The sequence below is a fragment of the Mucilaginibacter oryzae genome, from assembly GCF_003148845.1.
In the GTDB taxonomy this organism is placed as follows: domain Bacteria; phylum Bacteroidota; class Bacteroidia; order Sphingobacteriales; family Sphingobacteriaceae; genus Mucilaginibacter; species Mucilaginibacter oryzae.
On record NZ_QGHA01000001.1, the window covers coordinates 267,388 to 283,177 of the forward strand.

The following is a 15,790-nucleotide window of genomic DNA, read 5'->3' on the forward strand; positions in this document are numbered from 1 at the left end:
CAATAGTAAAACAATCCATTTTTTATAAAGCTTCGCCATTATACAGATAACTTTTTTGAGCCAATATTATTTTATGGCAATTTGCCGCCTAAGTATAAGTTTACTGCAACAACAACCGGATAACCCAATCAGACCAGACAATTTCCTCTTAGTAATTATCAATGGTCATTTAACCTGCTCCACCAGGTGCGTTTTAGTATTAAAACAGTTACCGCCAATAAGGCTATGGTAACCATTAAAGCTATTCTTTGTGCCAAAATGAGGTACATAGGCAGTATGGTAAGGCAACACTGGGCGGTGGTACCAATCACCACATTGAACATATTCAGTTTAAAATTTTTATTCGGCACAAATGCGGGATCGTCTTTCATTACCAACGCTTTAACAGGCTCCCAAAAGCCCCAGGGGCGAACGGTTGTATAAAAAGACTTCAGTACTTTCAGATCTGTAGCGGGAGCTGCGTAGGTGCCGATGAGCGATCCGAGCAGTGATACCGCGAATAAGGCCGGAACCCAGTACAGCAATTGCAACGAGGGAATCACTACAGAAAAAACCATTGCGCATACTATCCCCGAAAGCATCCCGTAAAAAAAACCATTGGCATTAAATCGCCACCAATGCCATTTCAATATGTTGGATACGATGTAGCCCGCATACAAAGCCGATACGATCCACAGTAAAACCGAATTAACATTTTTCACAAAGAAACCAAGTATTATCCCTACCGCTACAACAAACACACCCACCAAATAATTAGCCCTGATAATATTTTTGGTAGAGGCTTTAGGGTTGATGTATTTGATATAAATATCATTTACGATATAGGCCTGTGCAGCGTTCATGGTACCGCTAAAGGTACTCATGAATGCCCCCAGTAAACCGGCAAGTAATAACCCAACCAGGCCAACGGGCAAAAAGTTATTGATCACTGCCGGTAAAATCCGCTCAAAATCAATAGCGCCGCAGGCATCCTTTAAATCCATCCGGCGATAAAACAACAGGCCCAGTACAGTTAAGCTGATAATGAGCAGGTAACGTACGGGTAACAAAATGATATTTACAAAACCGCTCATCTTGCTGGCCTCTTCCGGCGAACGGGTTGAGAGGATTTTTTGCATATCATAGTTTGGCGCGGGGCCTGCCAATGCTGCGAAAACACCTTTAAAGGTCATCATCATAAAAAACAAACCGAATAACGAGTAGCCGTCGTCCCTGATCTTATCGTTTACCTCGTTGATAATACCTGTCCAGCTTAAACCAAGTTTTTTGCCGAAAAACGGGCTATACCAGCCGTCGGGCACATTTAAATGGTGCCCCTGCAATTTAGCTGCGGCTATAAAACCTATCCAGATACAGGCCACTGTCATGATGCCGTATTTAAGCATATCACCCAGCACAATACTATGCATGCCGCCCATAACGGAGTAAAACATGGCAAACAAGGTAAATACAATACCATAAACATGCGGCACGTACTGCGGAGCCACATTAAACGGCACATAAGCGCTAACCATTTGCCACGGGATAAAAATTTCAATAAACTTGCCCAGGCCAATAAAACCATAGGCCAGGTAACCGAAACAACTTAACAGCGCAAAGCCGATCACCACCACATTAGCGCCCGTTACGCCGGTGCCGGATGTGCCAAAACGGGTGCCCAGCCATTCGGCCCCTGTAGCGGCATTTGAGCGGCGCAGCCAGCGCGAAAGGTACATCATTAAAAACACCTGGTTAAATACCGGCCAAAGCCAGGGGATCCAGATGCTTTTCATCCCGTACACAAAACACAGGCTCACCATCCACATCGTGCCGCTGATATCGAACATATCCGAAGCATCACTTAAGCCGAGTTTATACCAGGGCAATGATTTGCCGCCAAGCATATAGCTCTCTTTGTTTTCGCGCGCTTTTTTTCGGTACCAAAGCCCGATAACGACGGTACTCAGCAGGTACAGAACGATAATAGCAACATCAACTAAGTGTAGTTTCATCAATTGGCAGCATCAGAATTTACAGAATGAGGTTATCAAAATCAGTTCGCACAAACCATACTAAGCCCCGCTATTCTGAAAACCCGTAAATTCTGAAAATTCCGGTTCAGATCAAAAACTAATTTATTATCAAACAATTTCAATACTATTTTAACCTCTTTTCAACATCAGGAACCGGGTAATACGTTTTCAATTCCCGGCGATGCCCATGCGCAAGGTTAAATAAACACCCGGTTCCCGGTATAGGTTTCCCTGAACTCTTTAGGGATGCACATTTTTTTGCGCTTGAAGATCCTGTTGAAATTGGAGATATTGTTGAAGCCGCATTTATAGGCAATTTCGGCTACGGTAGCTGTCGAATCGATCAACATGCGGGAGGCATGACCGAGGCGAATCTCGTTCAAACTATCAATAAAAGTTTTACCGGTACGCTTTTTAATAAACCTGCTGAACGAGGCTTCGGGCATATTGGCAATTTTAGATACCTCGGCAAGGGTAATCTGCCTGTTATAATTAAGGTTCATGTGTTCAAAAACCTTCTCTATACGGCGGCTATTGTAATAGAACTTTTCGTTGGTAAAACTCGCGTCCGACAGCAGTTTCATATCGCGGGAAATGGAAAGTTCATGCAGGATAGACAATAACTCAAGCACCGAATCGAAACCTGTTTTTTTATCCAGCTGCATAATCCTATCCTTGAGTGCATGGATAGTTTCAGCCGGGAAGGCAATTCCGCGCTGCGAGCGATCCAACATGCTCTTCACAAAGCTTAACTGGTTACGTTTTAAAAATTTTTCATCAAACAAATCTTTATGAAACTGTATGGTAACTTCAGCAATTTGTTCGCTTTGGCACTGGTGGGTAAACCATGCATGGTACAGGTTAGGCCCGATCAGGGCCAGCTCCACCTCATCAATAACCTCGATATGGCCGCCCACTACCCTTTTTGCTCCTTTAGCATTGATAACCAGGTTCAATTCGTATTCATCATGGTAATGAAGCGGAAAATCAAACTTGTTTTTCACCCTCGAAAAAATGGTAAAACAATCACTCGGCGTTAGCGGTGTTATTTCCCGCATTACATTACTTGTAGTCATATATCCGGCAATATAAAAGGCATCAAACTGATGATACTAATTTAACCATTTTATATTATCAAAACATATAAATCACTTTTTGTTATCATCAAAAATCGGTCAAGACAAGGATTCAACTGCTGTGCCATCTGCGAAGATGCAGTAAAGGTTGCGCTTCGCCTTACTATTCAAATCGCAAAAACAAACCCGAGCGATGTAGTTATTTGCCTACACCCTTTGCCGGTGGTTTATTTGAATAACTGCTTACAGCATGTTTAAATAAACACCTCACTGTGTCAAAGATGGCATGAGCAAAGCAACATAATGAGATGAATGGTCAAAATTTTACACTTCATTTACTATAATTTCATGGCGATGCTATGCTATTAAAATTTAAAACTTTTAGGTTTGCGGGCAAATTGGATTTTAACTTTTAACCCAATTGGTCAAACTTTATTTAGCTGTAATTTAACCTGACGGTAATACTGCATTGATAATTTGCCGACTTATTACAAAAGTACTTGCCAGCCAAAATGAGTAGCAATGGTTCATAAACCGGCTTAACATCAAGTGTAATTCAATACAGGTTGAGTCATAATACTTTTTTTACATTGTTTAATTTTAAACTAACCGGAAACACTATAAAAGCGATCACAAAATCAACAGCATAAACACAGGCAATACTTTTATTTCATTTTTTAAACAAGAACGTATTATTAAGGTAAAACCACCCATTCCGGGAAAGTAACATGTTTAGGACACGAGATTCCGCAAGAGCCCCATATTCACAAAAGGATATCTTTCAAATAAACAGGCAGGCAAACAAGATCAGCTTTTTTTTGTAGATTAACCATAAACGCAAACAGCAGTACATTTTTAATGGACAATACGCAAAGCATAAACGGGGAAACACCGAAAAAGATGTCAAAGCTAAAGCAAAGCTTTGCCGACTTTTTCTTAACCCTTTACAATATCAATAAATTTATACTCCGCTTTTTCAGGGAAGCATTTGTACCACCGTTTGAACTTAAGGAAGTGGTGCGCCAGTGTTATGAGGTAGGTGTACGTTCATTTACGCTGATATCGGTAACCGGCTTTATAGTAGGCGTAATATTCACCAAGCAATCAAGGCCATCGCTATCGCAATTCGGCGCCGAATCATGGCTGCCATCATTGGTATCTATAGCTATTATGCGCGCGCTGGCGCCACTGGTTACCGCGCTGATCGCCTCGGGTAAGGTTGGTTCAAGCATCGGCGCCGAACTGGGCTCTATGCGCGTAACCGAACAAATTGACGCCATGGAAGTATCGGGCACCAAGCCCTTTAAATACCTGGTATGTACCCGTGTGCTGGCTACTACGCTTACCATCCCTATCCTGTCCACTTATACAGGCTTTGTGGCCCTTTTTGGCGGCTATTTAAATGTAACCCAAAATGAAGGCACCACCTGGACCACTTTTATACAGGAAGTGTTTGAGCCATTAACCTTTACTGATTTTGTGGCCTCGCTTATTAAATCAATTGTATTTGGTTTTACCATAGGCATTGTTGGGTGTTACCAGGGCTATAACTCCAGCAAAGGTACCGAGGGTGTAGGTAAAGCGGCCAACGGAGCGGTTATTACTGCCATGTTCCTGGTGTTTATTGAAGAAGTGATTATTGTACAGATAACCGGATGGTTCCGCTAATATATCAACATGAAAAAAGCAGCAATACAGGCAGACCATAGCAACCCGGTTATCAGCATCAGGGGTTTGAAAAAGGCATTCCAGGATTATTCCGTGCTCCGGGGTATCGATCTTGATCTGTACCAGGGCGAAAACCTTGTGGTATTGGGGCGTTCAGGTACGGGCAAATCAGTACTCATTAAAATCATTTCAGGGCTCTTAAAACCGGATGCCGGGCAGGTAGAAGTGTTGGGTTATAATATCGCTACCATCAGCGAAGATGAATTGCAGGCCCTCCGCATCAGGATAGGTTTTTCATTTCAAAACAGCGCTTTGTACGATAGTATGACGGTGCGTAAAAACCTAGAGTTTCCGCTGGTGCGCAACCGCCGTAACCTTACCCGCGGCGAAATCAATACCAATGTAGAAGCCGTGCTTGATGCCGTGGGGCTTTCGCAAACCATCAACCAGATGCCATCCGAGCTATCGGGCGGGCAGCGTAAACGTATTGGTATTGCCCGCACACTGATCCTGAACCCCGAAATTATGCTGTATGACGAACCTACAGCCGGTTTAGACCCGATAACCTGTATAGAAATCAATGATCTGATTAACGAGGTACAACAGCGTTATAACACGTCATCTATCATCATTACCCATGACCTTACCTGCGCCAAACAAACCGGCGACAGGATTGCCATGTTGCTTGACGGGCAGTTTCAACGCACCGGAACATTTGAAGAGGTTTTTGCTACCGAAGACGAACGGGTGAAACCTTTTTACGATTACAACTTTATTAAATAATAATAGCTAACAAGATATACCATCATTCAAATGGATCAGGCAGATAACAAAAAATCGATCATAGTAGGCATATTCCTGGCATTGGGCCTCGTATTATTCATATTAGGGGTATTTACCCTTGGCGGGCAGCAAAAAACCTTTGTTAAAAACATAAAACTAAGCGCCGTATTTACTGATGTTGCCGGGTTAAAAAAAGGCAACGCGGTATGGTTTTCGGGCGTTAAGGTTGGCACCATCAGCAATATTAAATTCATCGGGCCGTCGGAGGTGCAGGTGTATCTGAATGTTGACCAGGCTACGCAGCAATACATCCGGAGCAACGCCATGGTTAAAATTGGCTCAGACGGCCTAATTGGAAATAAGATCATTGTAATAGAAGGCGGCAGTCCGCAGGCGCCTGTTATTGAGGATGGCGCGACATTAAAATCAGAAAAGCTTTTATCTACAGACGATATGTTAAAAACGCTTCAGGATAATAACCAAAACCTGCTTGCCATTACTACCGATTTTAAAACCCTAAGCCATAACATATTGCAAGGTAAAGGTACCGTTGGAGCCTTATTAGCCGATAGCACTATGGCCATACAGTTACGCGCTGCCATGCGCAACCTGCAGGCTACCACCCAAAGCGCTTCGTTAATGGCCGTGCAACTGGATCAGTTCAGCCGCAAAATGAACACCAAAGGCGGTCTTGCAGATAAAATACTCACCGATACGGCTACCTTCGGCCAGATTAAGCAGGCGGCAACCCAACTGCAGCAAACTGCTGCCAACGCTGCAACGCTTACCGCTAACCTGACTAAAGCAAGCAATAAGCTCAATACCACCGATAATGCTTTAGGCGTATTATTGAACGACCCTAAAGCGGCTGTAAAAACGCAATCGGCCATCAATAACCTGCAGGCAGCATCTATCAAACTAAACGACGACCTGGAAGCCGTACAGCATAACTTTTTACTGCGTGGATTTTTCAAAAAGAGAGAAAAAGCCAAAGCCGACAGCCTGAAAGCCAAACAATAAAAATATTAGCGGGGCAGATCGCCTCACCCGGATCACCCCGCTTTCCATTTATCCTGGCGTCCTATCAGCCTCATTAAAGAAACGGCTTGCCAGCCGGTTGAAGCATCTTTATAAAAGATGTAACTAAAGAAGCCGGAATACGTACAACGTTGCACCGTATTTAATTACGATACAAATACAACCAGGCAGAGTATAAATACTTTTTGTAAAAGTTGTTTATTTAATACCTTTGACAGATTGTTCACTTACATTAATTAACTGCCCCCAATTTGAATACGCAGTGGCAAACTTCAGGCTCAATGAGCCAGAGCAAGCTATCAGCTGTCAGCACGTTGTACGCCAACTACGCCGCTAAGCTATTTGGCTACATTTTCGAAGTGGTAAAAAATCAGTCTGTTGCAGAACAATATCTTGTAGCGGTTTTTAATGATGTACCCAACGAGATAGATGATTTTTTAAAAACCGGCGCCAACGCCTTGTGCCGCCTGCAAATGATGGCCCGCAAAAAGCTATCGGAGTTTTTTGAAACATTAGATAATGAAACCGATAAGCAAGCCTTGCAAAATCTTCAACCATTGGCCAACAATAAATATGTTGCCATGATGAGCCCTTTGCAGCAACAGGTGTTTTACGCTATTCATTATCGAGGCCATACTATAGCACAGGTTGCCGCCGAACTAAGCAAAAGTAACGAGGAGGTTAAAAAAGTGTTAAAACAATGCTTTACCATTATCCGGAACGGGAGGGACAATGAAAGATTACATAGATAGTGGTGCGCTGGAGGTATTTGTGATGGGCTGCGCCACCGATGAAGAGGTGGAGGAGCTTTTATACATGAAAGCCAAATATCCCGAAGTAAATGAGGCACTGAAACAACTGGAAGCCGACATGGAAAAAATGGCTCAAAACGCTGCCATTGCGCCGCCGCCGAGGACCTGGGATAAAATTGAGGATGAGATTAACAGCCTCATACTGACAGAGGAGCGCTTGAACAAACCTGTTCAGTTCCGCGCTTATGATACCGGTTATGGCGGGCAGCCCAAAACACCTGCTGCAGATCAGTACATTGAAGTTGAAGGAGCATCAAGCCATATGCGCCTGCATAAAGCCTGGCGTTATGTGTTTGCGGCCGTGTTTATTTTAGGTAAGATATTTTTAGGCTTTGCGATATACTTCTATCTCGAAAACCGCCAGGCCCAGGAACAAATAAAGGAGTTAAAAACGGAGATAAAGGAATTGCGTCGTTAGAGGTTAGACTTCCTTTAGATATTAGATATTTATCAAGGCATCCTTTGGGATGCCTTTTTTGTTGATTAGTTAATTTTCGCTGCCTAACTTTAGTTATGAAAAACGATTACCTGGAAAGCGCAAAAAAGCAGTTCGCCTACTATAAATCCCTCGGCGAAAAGACATTTGAGCAATTAACGGATGAACAATTGTGCTGGCAGTACAATTCTGAATCGAACAGCGTGGCCATCATTGTAAACCACCTGGCGGGTAATATGCTGTCGCGATGGACGGACATCTTTACCAGCGATGGTGAAAAACCCAACCGCAACAGGGAAACCGAATTTGCAAACATAACCCCTACCCGCCAAACTATTTTAGATACCTGGCATAAGGGATGGCAATGCCTTTTTAATACACTTAACAGCTTAACTACCGATGATTTGGAGAAAATTATATACATCCGCAATCAGGGGCATACCGTTATGGAGGCTATTAACCGGCAGCTGGCGCACTACCCTTATCATGTGGGTCAGATTGTATTTTTGGGCAAAATGATGTGCAATGAAAACTGGTCTTCGCTTTCTATTCCACGCGGTAAATCTGAAAGCTATAATGCAGATAAATTTGTCCTGGAAAAAAGGAAAGCGCATTTTACGGATGCGAAATAAGATCAATTCAATCATTGAAACATCTACCTAACGTTTATAGCAATCCAGGATATATTGTTTATCGATAAATTTATTTTGATATTCGATATATTTATTTATACTTGTGCTATAAAAAAAACATTTTATGAAAAATCTGAAAACTTGGATAAAAGGGATTAAAGTGCTATTATGGATAGCGCTGATCGGGTTTGGCATCACCCTGATCAATACAACCGGTGCCTTGATCTCGTCGAGCGATATGGTTGCAAATGTTTACCTTAAAAATACCAAAACAACAACCTTATCAAAAGCTGTACTAAACGTTAACGCCGGTGTTTTATCATTCAGATCGAAGCACGTACTGGATAAACTCCTGTTTAAACACATTTACGGCTATCATGACTTTATGCAATCATTATTCACATTTGTTGTTTGCTGTTTGCTTCTGTTTGCTTTAAATAAATTAAACCCCGATCATCCTTTTAACCCGGATGTAGCTAAACACATTACGTGGCTTGGCCTACTTTATGTTTTTTATGGCGTTATTACAATTTTTGCGGCCCTGTATATGGCTTCAAGAATTGAAACCCTCAGCCACGAAGTTACCGGCGCCTACACTACGTTCAGGGACGATTTTTCCAACATAAAGATTGGGATATTCGTTCTGATTCTTTCAGTTATTTATCGGGCCGGTATTACTTTTCAGGAGGAAAATCGTTTAACGATATAAAGTATGCCTATAGTAGTGAATCTGGACGTCATGATGGCGCGTCGCAAACTATCAATGAATGAGTTACAACAAAAAGTTGGCATTACACTGGCAAATTTATCTATCCTTAAAAATGGTAAAGCCAAAGCCATCCGCTTTGAAACACTTGAATCCATTTGCAAGGCATTAAATTGCCAGCCGGGAGATATTCTGGAGTATCGGGCTGATGAATAAAATTGTTTTCCTTATTCCTTAAAACAACCAAAGGCACCCTTGCAGGTGCCTTTGTCATTGATCGGTTTAGGTTAAAAGCCTCGTCAATTATATCAGTGCAGTTGGATGGTAAAGAAGGATACTATCGCAGCAACCTGTCTCTAAGCTCCAACCTCTGATCTCTTTAAATAAGGTTTAGGTATAAAGAACGTATTATCTTAAGCAGGAGACAGCAACTAATCACTAACCTCCAATCTCTGATCTCTTAATAAAAAAGGTTTAGGATTTTGAAATTTCATGTACTCTTCCTTCAAAAATCCCTTATCAAAAACCTTTACCATGATGTATAATTTGCAGGGATTACATAACCTGCCTGCAAATTTTTATGCATCCGGATATTTCAATTATTCGCCCTTAGGAGCGGCATTGCTTTTACCTTCGTTTTCTATCTGAAGTTTTTTAAGCATCTCGGTACCAATCAGGGCATCTATCATCCCCCCGTTACCGCCTTCTTTACCGCTTACCAAAATCTCAGGGACTAACCTGATGCCGGCGGCAGCTAAAGCTTCGGCCACACGTACAATGGCGTATTGTTCGGTACCCATGGCTTCGGTTTTTTGTTTGGTAACCTCGGCTTCGGCCATACCTATGGCTTTAATTTTAGCGCCTTCGGCAATACCGTTAACTTCGGTAGCGTTGGCATCGGCTTTGGCGTTCACCGTTTTCGCTTCCGCATCGGCTTTAGCTATCGTAATCCTCACTTCGGCATCGGCTTTGGCGTTAATGGTTTTGGCTTCGGCCTCACCTTTAGATGCGGCTACCCTTGATGCAGCCATTTGCGTATTGATCTCTACCTGTCGGGTTGATTTTACTACTTCCGGCTGCATATCGGCACCGGCGCGGGCGCTTTCAAATTCCTTACGCTCAATCTGGGCATGACGCTGAATCTCGTAGGTAACTTTCTCTTCTTCGGCCAGTTTACGGTCGGTTAAGGTTTTCATGAGTGCTGCCGGTGGCACTATGTCGCCTATCAGGGTGTCCACCCCTATTACGTTGTAAGTTTCCAGTACCCGGCCAATATGTTCGCGGGCGTCGGTTTGCCTTTGGATACGGTTAGCCAGGAAGCCGATCACATCACTTTTTTGCGCCGAGTTACGGAAGTAGTTGGCAATGGTTGGCTCCAGCACCTGCGATACCAGATTTTTCATTTTACCAAACCTTGCAATCACTTTAGGCGCTTCGTTACGTGGCACGTGGATGATCTGCGATACATCCAGGTTGAAGGTAAAACCATCGCTTGATCTTACGGTAATGGTACACAGGTTTTTATCCAGCTCGTGCGATTCGGTACGGCTATCGGCCCAGTTCAGTACGATGTTGGTTGTAGGCACAATCTCTACCGCATGGGTATAAATATTTACCGGGTGTTTACCAGGGTCTAAAGGTTCGTCCCATACGCCTTTTTCGTTGCGCTTAACAATGTTACCGTGTTTAAAATTGTCGCCGCTGGTATCTTTACCTTCCGGACCAACAAATGAGTTTACTACTCCCACATAACCGATTGGAATGTAGATCATATCTACCTGCTCAACACTTACAAACCATGGGTTTAAATAGTAAGTACCCGCCAATATCACATCTTCCTGCAAACCTTTACGGCCACCCGCGTTGATGAACGCGATAGGATCCTGGTAATTTTTATGCCCATGAACCGATTCGCCGGCTATCTCGCCTTTGTTAAGCGGCTCACCATCAAGCGTTGTGATGATCCCTACCTTGTTTTCGTGAATCTGGGTGATTGGCACCATTTCTATCTCGAATAAAAAGGTATTGATACGATAACTACCCGGCGTAAGGAAAGCAGCCTGCGGGCCTTTCTGGCCGTTATTATCCAAAAATGCTATGGCATCCTGAAACTTATCGCACTCCACAGGTTTACCCAAAACACGACCGGTATCAAACGAGGCGCCATCTTTTGCCTTTACCAGGCCGAGTTTGCCTTGCTCAATAATGGTAAAGGGCTGCATTATAATAGTATATTGCCAGGGCCACATTTTCCAGTATAAACCCGGCGCTAAGGCTTTACCCTGCATACCAGCTTCACCTTTGGTGGCTATGATACGGCCATCGGGCAGACGGCTGTTACCGGTAAGGGCAAATTTTTTGATAACCAAACCAATACGGTCATCAGGAACGATAACCATACCGCAAAACACGCGCAAAACAAATTTGTACATCAGCAATAACACTATGACGGGTATAACCCACCACAGACTAACAATTAGATTGTCCATTTTTTTAAAAGATTGTTTTTGATTTTTTTTAACGGAACCCTTAAGGTGCGGGCCCTCACAATACTTATAGCTTACCTGGAAGAGTACCTTGGCTATATAGTGTCATTAAGACAGTTGCAAAATTACTTTGTTACGAAAAAAATGAAAAATATTTTATGGCACACGTCAAAACGATGCAATTAATTGATTTACAGAAAGTAAATTTTATATAATTTCCCCGAAACATTTGGGAAATAATGCAGGTTACTCAGGTATGATACGTTTAATGCTAACTTAACATTACCGTTATGAACAGTACAAAAAACAACCGGAAAGAGGGGCAGGAAGTAACCAAACCATCAGATACCAAACATAAAGAGCTGAAAACCGAAGGACCGATAAGCGAAAAGGATGAAGTAAAAAAAGCTGAAGACAGGACCAATAAAGGCACAAAAAAACAATCCGGTGCCGATTTATTTAAACACGAATGCCTGTCTATCTCTTATAATTAAATCGAATTACACGAATTTTGATTGATGCTCAAATCTGAGTTTGCGAAATTTTCGATTCGTAGAATTCAAAAAATCATTTACAACATACAAGCGTTCGTGTACTATTTTTTATTTTGGGGGCAATTACATAGTTTTATCACACAATAAACCTGATGATGATAAAACAAAGCCTTTTGTTGTTTGCCGTTGTAATACTATTCCTTACATCATGCGGCCCCAATGTTTCAGTTAGTACGCTCACGGGCAAATGGAAGTATATAAAAATAGAACACCCTAATGCAAGCCCTCCCGATACTGTAAAAAAAGCCGAACTGGATCAGGCCGCGCCTTATATACAATTCACGCCCGAAATGAAATACCTTATAGTATGGGAAAATAAATTCCTGTCGCATGGTTCGTTCACGCTGAATGGTAAAAACCTGAATGTTACCGAGAAACTGCCCGATGGCAAGACCCGCGATTTTGTTTTCACGGTTTCCGAACTAACGGATAGCAAAATAGTTTTTGAAAGCAGCGGCCCGGAAGGCTCGAAAGTTACCGCGCTCAGGGCAAGTAAATTTTAATCTAAAGGCTAAAGGCTAAAGGCTAAAGGCTAAAGGCTAAAGGCTAAAGGCTAAAGGCTAAAGGCTAAAGGCTAAAGGCTAAAGGCTAAAGGCTAAAGGCTAAAGGGCAATGCATTTTGAAATGAGTTGTTTTATTTTATTTTCATTTTTTTTTGAAAGTTTAAAAACTTAATTATATTTGTGCATGGAATTGGCAGAAGCGAGATTAAAGTTTATTGAAGCATGGGGCAAGTTGGGGTCTGAATGGGGCATTAACCGCACCATGGCCCAGGTACATGCGCTGCTCATGATCTCGCCGGAGGCCCTTACCACCGAAGAAATCATGAACGAACTCAGTATCTCGCGCGGAAACGCCAACATGACCCTGCGCGATCTGATTGATTGGGGTTTGGTTGAAAAACAACACAAGACAGGTGAACGTAAAGAATATTTTTACGCCGAAAAGGATGTATGGATCATAGCCCGCCGCGTGGCCGAAGAGCGTAAAAAACGGGAGCTTACCCCTATTATTAAAATACTCGATCAGTTAACGGAAGTAAAGGGCGACGAGAATGACCCGGCCTTCAAAACCTTTAAAACATCGATAACGGACATTAACAAACTGGCCGGCAACGTAAACAAAACCCTGGATACGATGCTGAAAGCCGAAGAGAACTGGTTTTTCGGTTCGATACTAAAAGTATTCAAATAATTTTTTTAACCTTTTATTTCAAATTTTACTGAAAATACTATATAATTAAAAATAAATAAAACCACAACATCATGAATTACTTTATCTTAACATATGCTATTTACTTATCGGCAAGTATAGCTTTAACCGTATGAGTTGCCAAAGTGTTGTTTAAAAACGGGAGAATTTTTTTAGTAGATATTTTTCACGGCAATCATGAATTGGCCGATTCTTTGAATAAATTATTGGTTGTAGGCTTTTACCTGGTGAACATAGGCTAAATGAGCCTGGCCTTAAAAGAGTACGGAACTATAGCCAGTTTACAAACGGTAGTTGAAGTATTGAGCTACAAAATCGGCTGGATCATTTTAATATTGGGCGGTATGCATTTCTTAAACCTTATCCTATTTTTCAAACTGCGCAACCGCGCTAAAACAGACAAGGCCTTTAATATAAATGTTTAGTTTTTGTTTTTTTGTTTTGATTTGGCAGGGCGGGACAGCGATTGTCCCGTCTTGTTTTTTATCAGGCCGCGGTATTTAGCTGCCGCCTTATGCTGCCCAATAAATCATCAATATCAAAAGGTTTGGCAATAAAATCATCCGGAGCACCTGCCTGGTTCAATTTTCCCGGATTGTGGCTGGCGGATACTAAAATAACTGGGATCGACCTGGTTTCAGCATCTTCCTTTAATTTCCGGCAAAGTTCCCTTCCGTCTACACTTCCCAGCATAATATCAAGCAATATCAAATCGGGCATAAAATTTTTAACGCGGTCAAAAAACTCCTTTCCGTCTGCCAGTAGGTTAACTTCGTAGCCGGATTCTTCTAAAATGTAATGTATAATTTCTAAGATGTCCCTGTCATCATCCACCGCTAATATCCGTCTCATATATAAAATCAATGGTTTAAAGTATCTGCAAAAGCTGTAGTTACGCACGGATAGTATTGTATTCGATAATAACCAAAACAATTAGTTACAATTTTCATACCACTATGATTTTGTAAACAGCTTTAGCGTTAAATGGGTACAAATTGCTGTTTATACTCCTGATAATAAAACCAGACATCAATATTTGTGCTTTTTATGTAGAGAAATAAGGTCGGATATTTCTGCAATAACAGATCACACTATTCTATTCAAGATGAGATGTGAACCTTGCGCTTCTGGTAACGCCCTTGAGTATCTACTGATCTGCTTCAGGATTAGTCCCTGTTTATAAAGATATGCTGAGGTTTTTTGCACTTGGCACAAAAGTATTTTCTGATAGGTAAAAAAAACAACACGTTTTTTACAAACCAACTCCTCTTCATTTGAAAATGATAAGGACTTCCGCATTTCGGGCAATAATAGGTTTTTCTTGGCTTAACTTCGTTCTCTATCACAAGTTTTCGAATAACAAACGCCAAAATACAACAACTAATCCATTACAAAAGAACAAAAGAATAAAAAAATCCTTTTGGCATGTATTAATTTAATATTACGAAATTAATTTCCTTAAACTAAAACATACCTTTTGCGCTGGCATTTGTAGCACATATATCGTTTTATAGGAAGAAAAAATAATAGCTTTTTTACCAAAAAAGACCGTGGCACGCGGTTATCCAATGCAGATTTGCACCTCGGGCACACCGGTGATTTTTTTGTTTTAGCTTTCAGATCATCACTTATAGGGATTACCATAATACAATCCGGGGTTATTGTATCTAACTAATTATTAAAACCTTATATAACAAAGTTAATTTAATTATTAATATTCTAACCATCAAGCTAAATAATTAGCAATAACACTATTTTAACGCAATTTTTTGAGATAAATACAATTTGATGCTTTTTTAACCGCGTTTTTTATATTTTTTGCAAATGCGCCGGGAAAGAAAGTTGGCAGCAACGGTAATTTTATCAACGCCGGTTATAAAGTAACAGGAAATTAAAGGAGATTGTTAACCTTGCCAACAAGTTCGGTTAAATCAAAAGGTTTGTTTATAATGGCATCGCAGCCATAGCTTACCAATTCGTCATCGTTATTTACATAAGCTGAAAATATGATAACCGGCGTATTGCCAAACCTTGGATGTACCTTAATAGTGCGACAAATTTCTCCGCCGTTCGTACCTGCCACCCGGTAATCTAAAATAACCAGGTCAGGCTCAAAACTTTCTATAAGCGGCAAAACTTCGGCACTGTTTGATGTACTTTTAACTTCAAATTGCTCGTAGGTTAGCGTTTCGTGTACTATATCCAATATGTCCTGGTTATCATCCAATACTAAAACACGCTTTAACATAAATGCTTTTTATTTTTGATTGCCGAAAAGGTATTAAAGTATTGCGCCTGCTAAATATAGTAACAATAGCCAAAGTATTGGGCTTAAATCTCCCTCGGGTATAATTTTTTACAAAGCTAAAAGTTTT

Annotated in this window: 17 protein-coding genes; 12 read left to right on the forward strand and 5 right to left on the reverse strand. The window is 41.5% G+C overall.

Features of this window, described 5'->3' with window-relative positions; all coding sequences use genetic code 11:
• Window positions 1-158: 158 nt before the first annotated feature.
• Window positions 159-1,991 (reverse strand): sodium:solute symporter family protein, encoded by a 1,833-nt coding sequence (locus tag LX99_RS01095; RefSeq protein WP_109605635.1) that lies wholly within the window; start codon window positions 1,989-1,991, stop codon window positions 159-161.
• Window positions 1,992-2,209: 218 nt separating this feature from the next.
• Window positions 2,210-3,088 carry an AraC family transcriptional regulator gene (locus LX99_RS01100; RefSeq protein WP_109605637.1) on the reverse strand — a complete coding sequence of 293 codons (879 nt, stop codon included), beginning with the start codon at window positions 3,086-3,088 and terminating at the stop codon, window positions 2,210-2,212.
• Between the two features lie 900 nt (window positions 3,089-3,988).
• Here LX99_RS01100 and LX99_RS01105 point away from each other — a divergent pair.
• The 8 genes from LX99_RS01105 to LX99_RS01140 all read left to right on the forward strand — a co-directional run bounded on the left by LX99_RS01105 (window position 3,989) and on the right by LX99_RS01140 (window position 9,379).
• Window positions 3,989-4,756 (forward strand): MlaE family ABC transporter permease, encoded by a 768-nt coding sequence (locus LX99_RS01105; RefSeq protein ID WP_042727518.1) that lies wholly within the window; start codon window positions 3,989-3,991, stop codon window positions 4,754-4,756.
• Window positions 4,757-4,765: 9 nt separating this feature from the next.
• The gene (locus LX99_RS01110) at window positions 4,766-5,539 is read left to right on the forward strand and encodes an ABC transporter ATP-binding protein (protein ID WP_109605639.1); all 774 of its coding nucleotides are present in this window, start codon (window positions 4,766-4,768) and stop codon (window positions 5,537-5,539) included.
• 30 nt (window positions 5,540-5,569) lie between these two features.
• Complete coding sequence (locus tag LX99_RS01115) at window positions 5,570-6,559, forward strand: MlaD family protein (RefSeq protein WP_109605641.1); 990 nt, start codon at window positions 5,570-5,572, stop codon at window positions 6,557-6,559.
• Window positions 6,560-6,858: 299 nt separating this feature from the next.
• Window positions 6,859-7,329, forward strand: a complete 471-nt coding sequence (locus LX99_RS01120) for a sigma factor-like helix-turn-helix DNA-binding protein (protein WP_022831092.1) — start codon at window positions 6,859-6,861, stop codon at window positions 7,327-7,329.
• Window positions 7,310-7,807: a hypothetical protein gene (locus LX99_RS01125; RefSeq protein ID WP_109605643.1), complete on the forward strand. Its 498-nt coding sequence runs from the start codon at window positions 7,310-7,312 to the stop codon at window positions 7,805-7,807. Before LX99_RS01120 ends, LX99_RS01125 begins: the two co-directional genes overlap by 20 nt.
• 95 nt (window positions 7,808-7,902) lie before the next feature.
• Window positions 7,903-8,457: a DUF1572 family protein gene (locus tag LX99_RS01130; protein ID WP_109605645.1), complete on the forward strand. Its 555-nt coding sequence runs from the start codon at window positions 7,903-7,905 to the stop codon at window positions 8,455-8,457.
• Between the two features lie 124 nt (window positions 8,458-8,581).
• On the forward strand, window positions 8,582-9,166 hold the full coding sequence (locus tag LX99_RS01135) for a DUF2975 domain-containing protein (protein WP_022831094.1): 585 nt from the start codon (window positions 8,582-8,584) through the stop codon (window positions 9,164-9,166).
• Window positions 9,167-9,169: 3 nt separating this feature from the next.
• Window positions 9,170-9,379, forward strand: coding sequence for a helix-turn-helix domain-containing protein (locus LX99_RS01140; protein WP_022831095.1), 210 nt, complete (start codon window positions 9,170-9,172; stop codon window positions 9,377-9,379).
• 383 nt (window positions 9,380-9,762) lie between these two features.
• Here the strand turns inward: LX99_RS01140 and LX99_RS01145 are convergent, their stop codons facing one another.
• Window positions 9,763-11,652, reverse strand: coding sequence for an SPFH domain-containing protein (locus LX99_RS01145; protein WP_109605647.1), 1,890 nt, complete (start codon window positions 11,650-11,652; stop codon window positions 9,763-9,765).
• Window positions 11,653-11,939: 287 nt separating this feature from the next.
• On the opposite strand from LX99_RS01145, the gene LX99_RS01150 reads away from it, so the two are divergent.
• From LX99_RS01150 to LX99_RS26005, 4 genes are all read left to right on the forward strand, one after another.
• A complete protein-coding gene (locus LX99_RS01150) occupies window positions 11,940-12,143 on the forward strand; it encodes a hypothetical protein (RefSeq protein WP_109605649.1) in 204 nt (67 codons plus the stop codon).
• Window positions 12,144-12,295: 152 nt separating this feature from the next.
• Window positions 12,296-12,706, forward strand: coding sequence for a hypothetical protein (locus LX99_RS01155; RefSeq protein WP_022831098.1), 411 nt, complete (start codon window positions 12,296-12,298; stop codon window positions 12,704-12,706).
• 184 nt (window positions 12,707-12,890) lie between these two features.
• Window positions 12,891-13,397, forward strand: a complete 507-nt coding sequence (locus tag LX99_RS01160) for a GbsR/MarR family transcriptional regulator (protein ID WP_109605653.1) — start codon at window positions 12,891-12,893, stop codon at window positions 13,395-13,397.
• Between the two features lie 260 nt (window positions 13,398-13,657).
• Window positions 13,658-13,840 carry a hypothetical protein gene (locus LX99_RS26005; RefSeq protein ID WP_245927817.1) on the forward strand — a complete coding sequence of 61 codons (183 nt, stop codon included), beginning with the start codon at window positions 13,658-13,660 and terminating at the stop codon, window positions 13,838-13,840.
• Between the two features lie 61 nt (window positions 13,841-13,901).
• On the opposite strand, the gene LX99_RS01170 is transcribed toward LX99_RS26005, so the two are convergent.
• Window positions 13,902-14,267, reverse strand: coding sequence for a response regulator (locus LX99_RS01170; RefSeq protein ID WP_022831101.1), 366 nt, complete (start codon window positions 14,265-14,267; stop codon window positions 13,902-13,904).
• 1,039 nt (window positions 14,268-15,306) lie between these two features.
• Window positions 15,307-15,663 carry a response regulator gene (locus LX99_RS01175; RefSeq protein WP_022831103.1) on the reverse strand — a complete coding sequence of 119 codons (357 nt, stop codon included), beginning with the start codon at window positions 15,661-15,663 and terminating at the stop codon, window positions 15,307-15,309.
• Between the last annotated feature and the right edge of the window lie 127 nt (window positions 15,664-15,790).

Excerpts from the sequence above, each read along its gene's own strand:
- LX99_RS01120 (WP_022831092.1), top strand. The coding sequence starts at position 6,859 with ATGAGCCAGAGCAAGCTATCAGCTGTCAGCACGTTGTACGCCAACTAC.
- LX99_RS01100 (WP_109605637.1), bottom strand. The coding sequence starts at position 3,088 with ATGACTACAAGTAATGTAATGCGGGAAATAACACCGCTAACGCCGAGT.
- LX99_RS01095 (WP_109605635.1), bottom strand. The coding sequence starts at position 1,991 with ATGAAACTACACTTAGTTGATGTTGCTATTATCGTTCTGTACCTGCTG.
- LX99_RS01105 (WP_042727518.1), top strand. The coding sequence starts at position 3,989 with ATGTCAAAGCTAAAGCAAAGCTTTGCCGACTTTTTCTTAACCCTTTAC.
- LX99_RS01115 (WP_109605641.1), top strand. The coding sequence starts at position 5,570 with ATGGATCAGGCAGATAACAAAAAATCGATCATAGTAGGCATATTCCTG.
- LX99_RS01145 (WP_109605647.1), bottom strand. The coding sequence starts at position 11,652 with ATGGACAATCTAATTGTTAGTCTGTGGTGGGTTATACCCGTCATAGTG.
- LX99_RS01125 (WP_109605643.1), top strand. The coding sequence starts at position 7,310 with ATGAAAGATTACATAGATAGTGGTGCGCTGGAGGTATTTGTGATGGGC.
- LX99_RS01160 (WP_109605653.1), top strand. The coding sequence starts at position 12,891 with ATGGAATTGGCAGAAGCGAGATTAAAGTTTATTGAAGCATGGGGCAAG.
- LX99_RS01175 (WP_022831103.1), bottom strand. The coding sequence starts at position 15,663 with ATGTTAAAGCGTGTTTTAGTATTGGATGATAACCAGGACATATTGGAT.
- LX99_RS01110 (WP_109605639.1), top strand. The coding sequence starts at position 4,766 with ATGAAAAAAGCAGCAATACAGGCAGACCATAGCAACCCGGTTATCAGC.
- LX99_RS26005 (WP_245927817.1), top strand. The coding sequence starts at position 13,658 with ATGAGCCTGGCCTTAAAAGAGTACGGAACTATAGCCAGTTTACAAACG.
- LX99_RS01150 (WP_109605649.1), top strand. The coding sequence starts at position 11,940 with ATGAACAGTACAAAAAACAACCGGAAAGAGGGGCAGGAAGTAACCAAA.
- LX99_RS01155 (WP_022831098.1), top strand. The coding sequence starts at position 12,296 with ATGATGATAAAACAAAGCCTTTTGTTGTTTGCCGTTGTAATACTATTC.
- LX99_RS01135 (WP_022831094.1), top strand. The coding sequence starts at position 8,582 with ATGAAAAATCTGAAAACTTGGATAAAAGGGATTAAAGTGCTATTATGG.
- LX99_RS01130 (WP_109605645.1), top strand. The coding sequence starts at position 7,903 with ATGAAAAACGATTACCTGGAAAGCGCAAAAAAGCAGTTCGCCTACTAT.
- LX99_RS01170 (WP_022831101.1), bottom strand. The coding sequence starts at position 14,267 with ATGAGACGGATATTAGCGGTGGATGATGACAGGGACATCTTAGAAATT.
- LX99_RS01140 (WP_022831095.1), top strand. The coding sequence starts at position 9,170 with ATGCCTATAGTAGTGAATCTGGACGTCATGATGGCGCGTCGCAAACTA.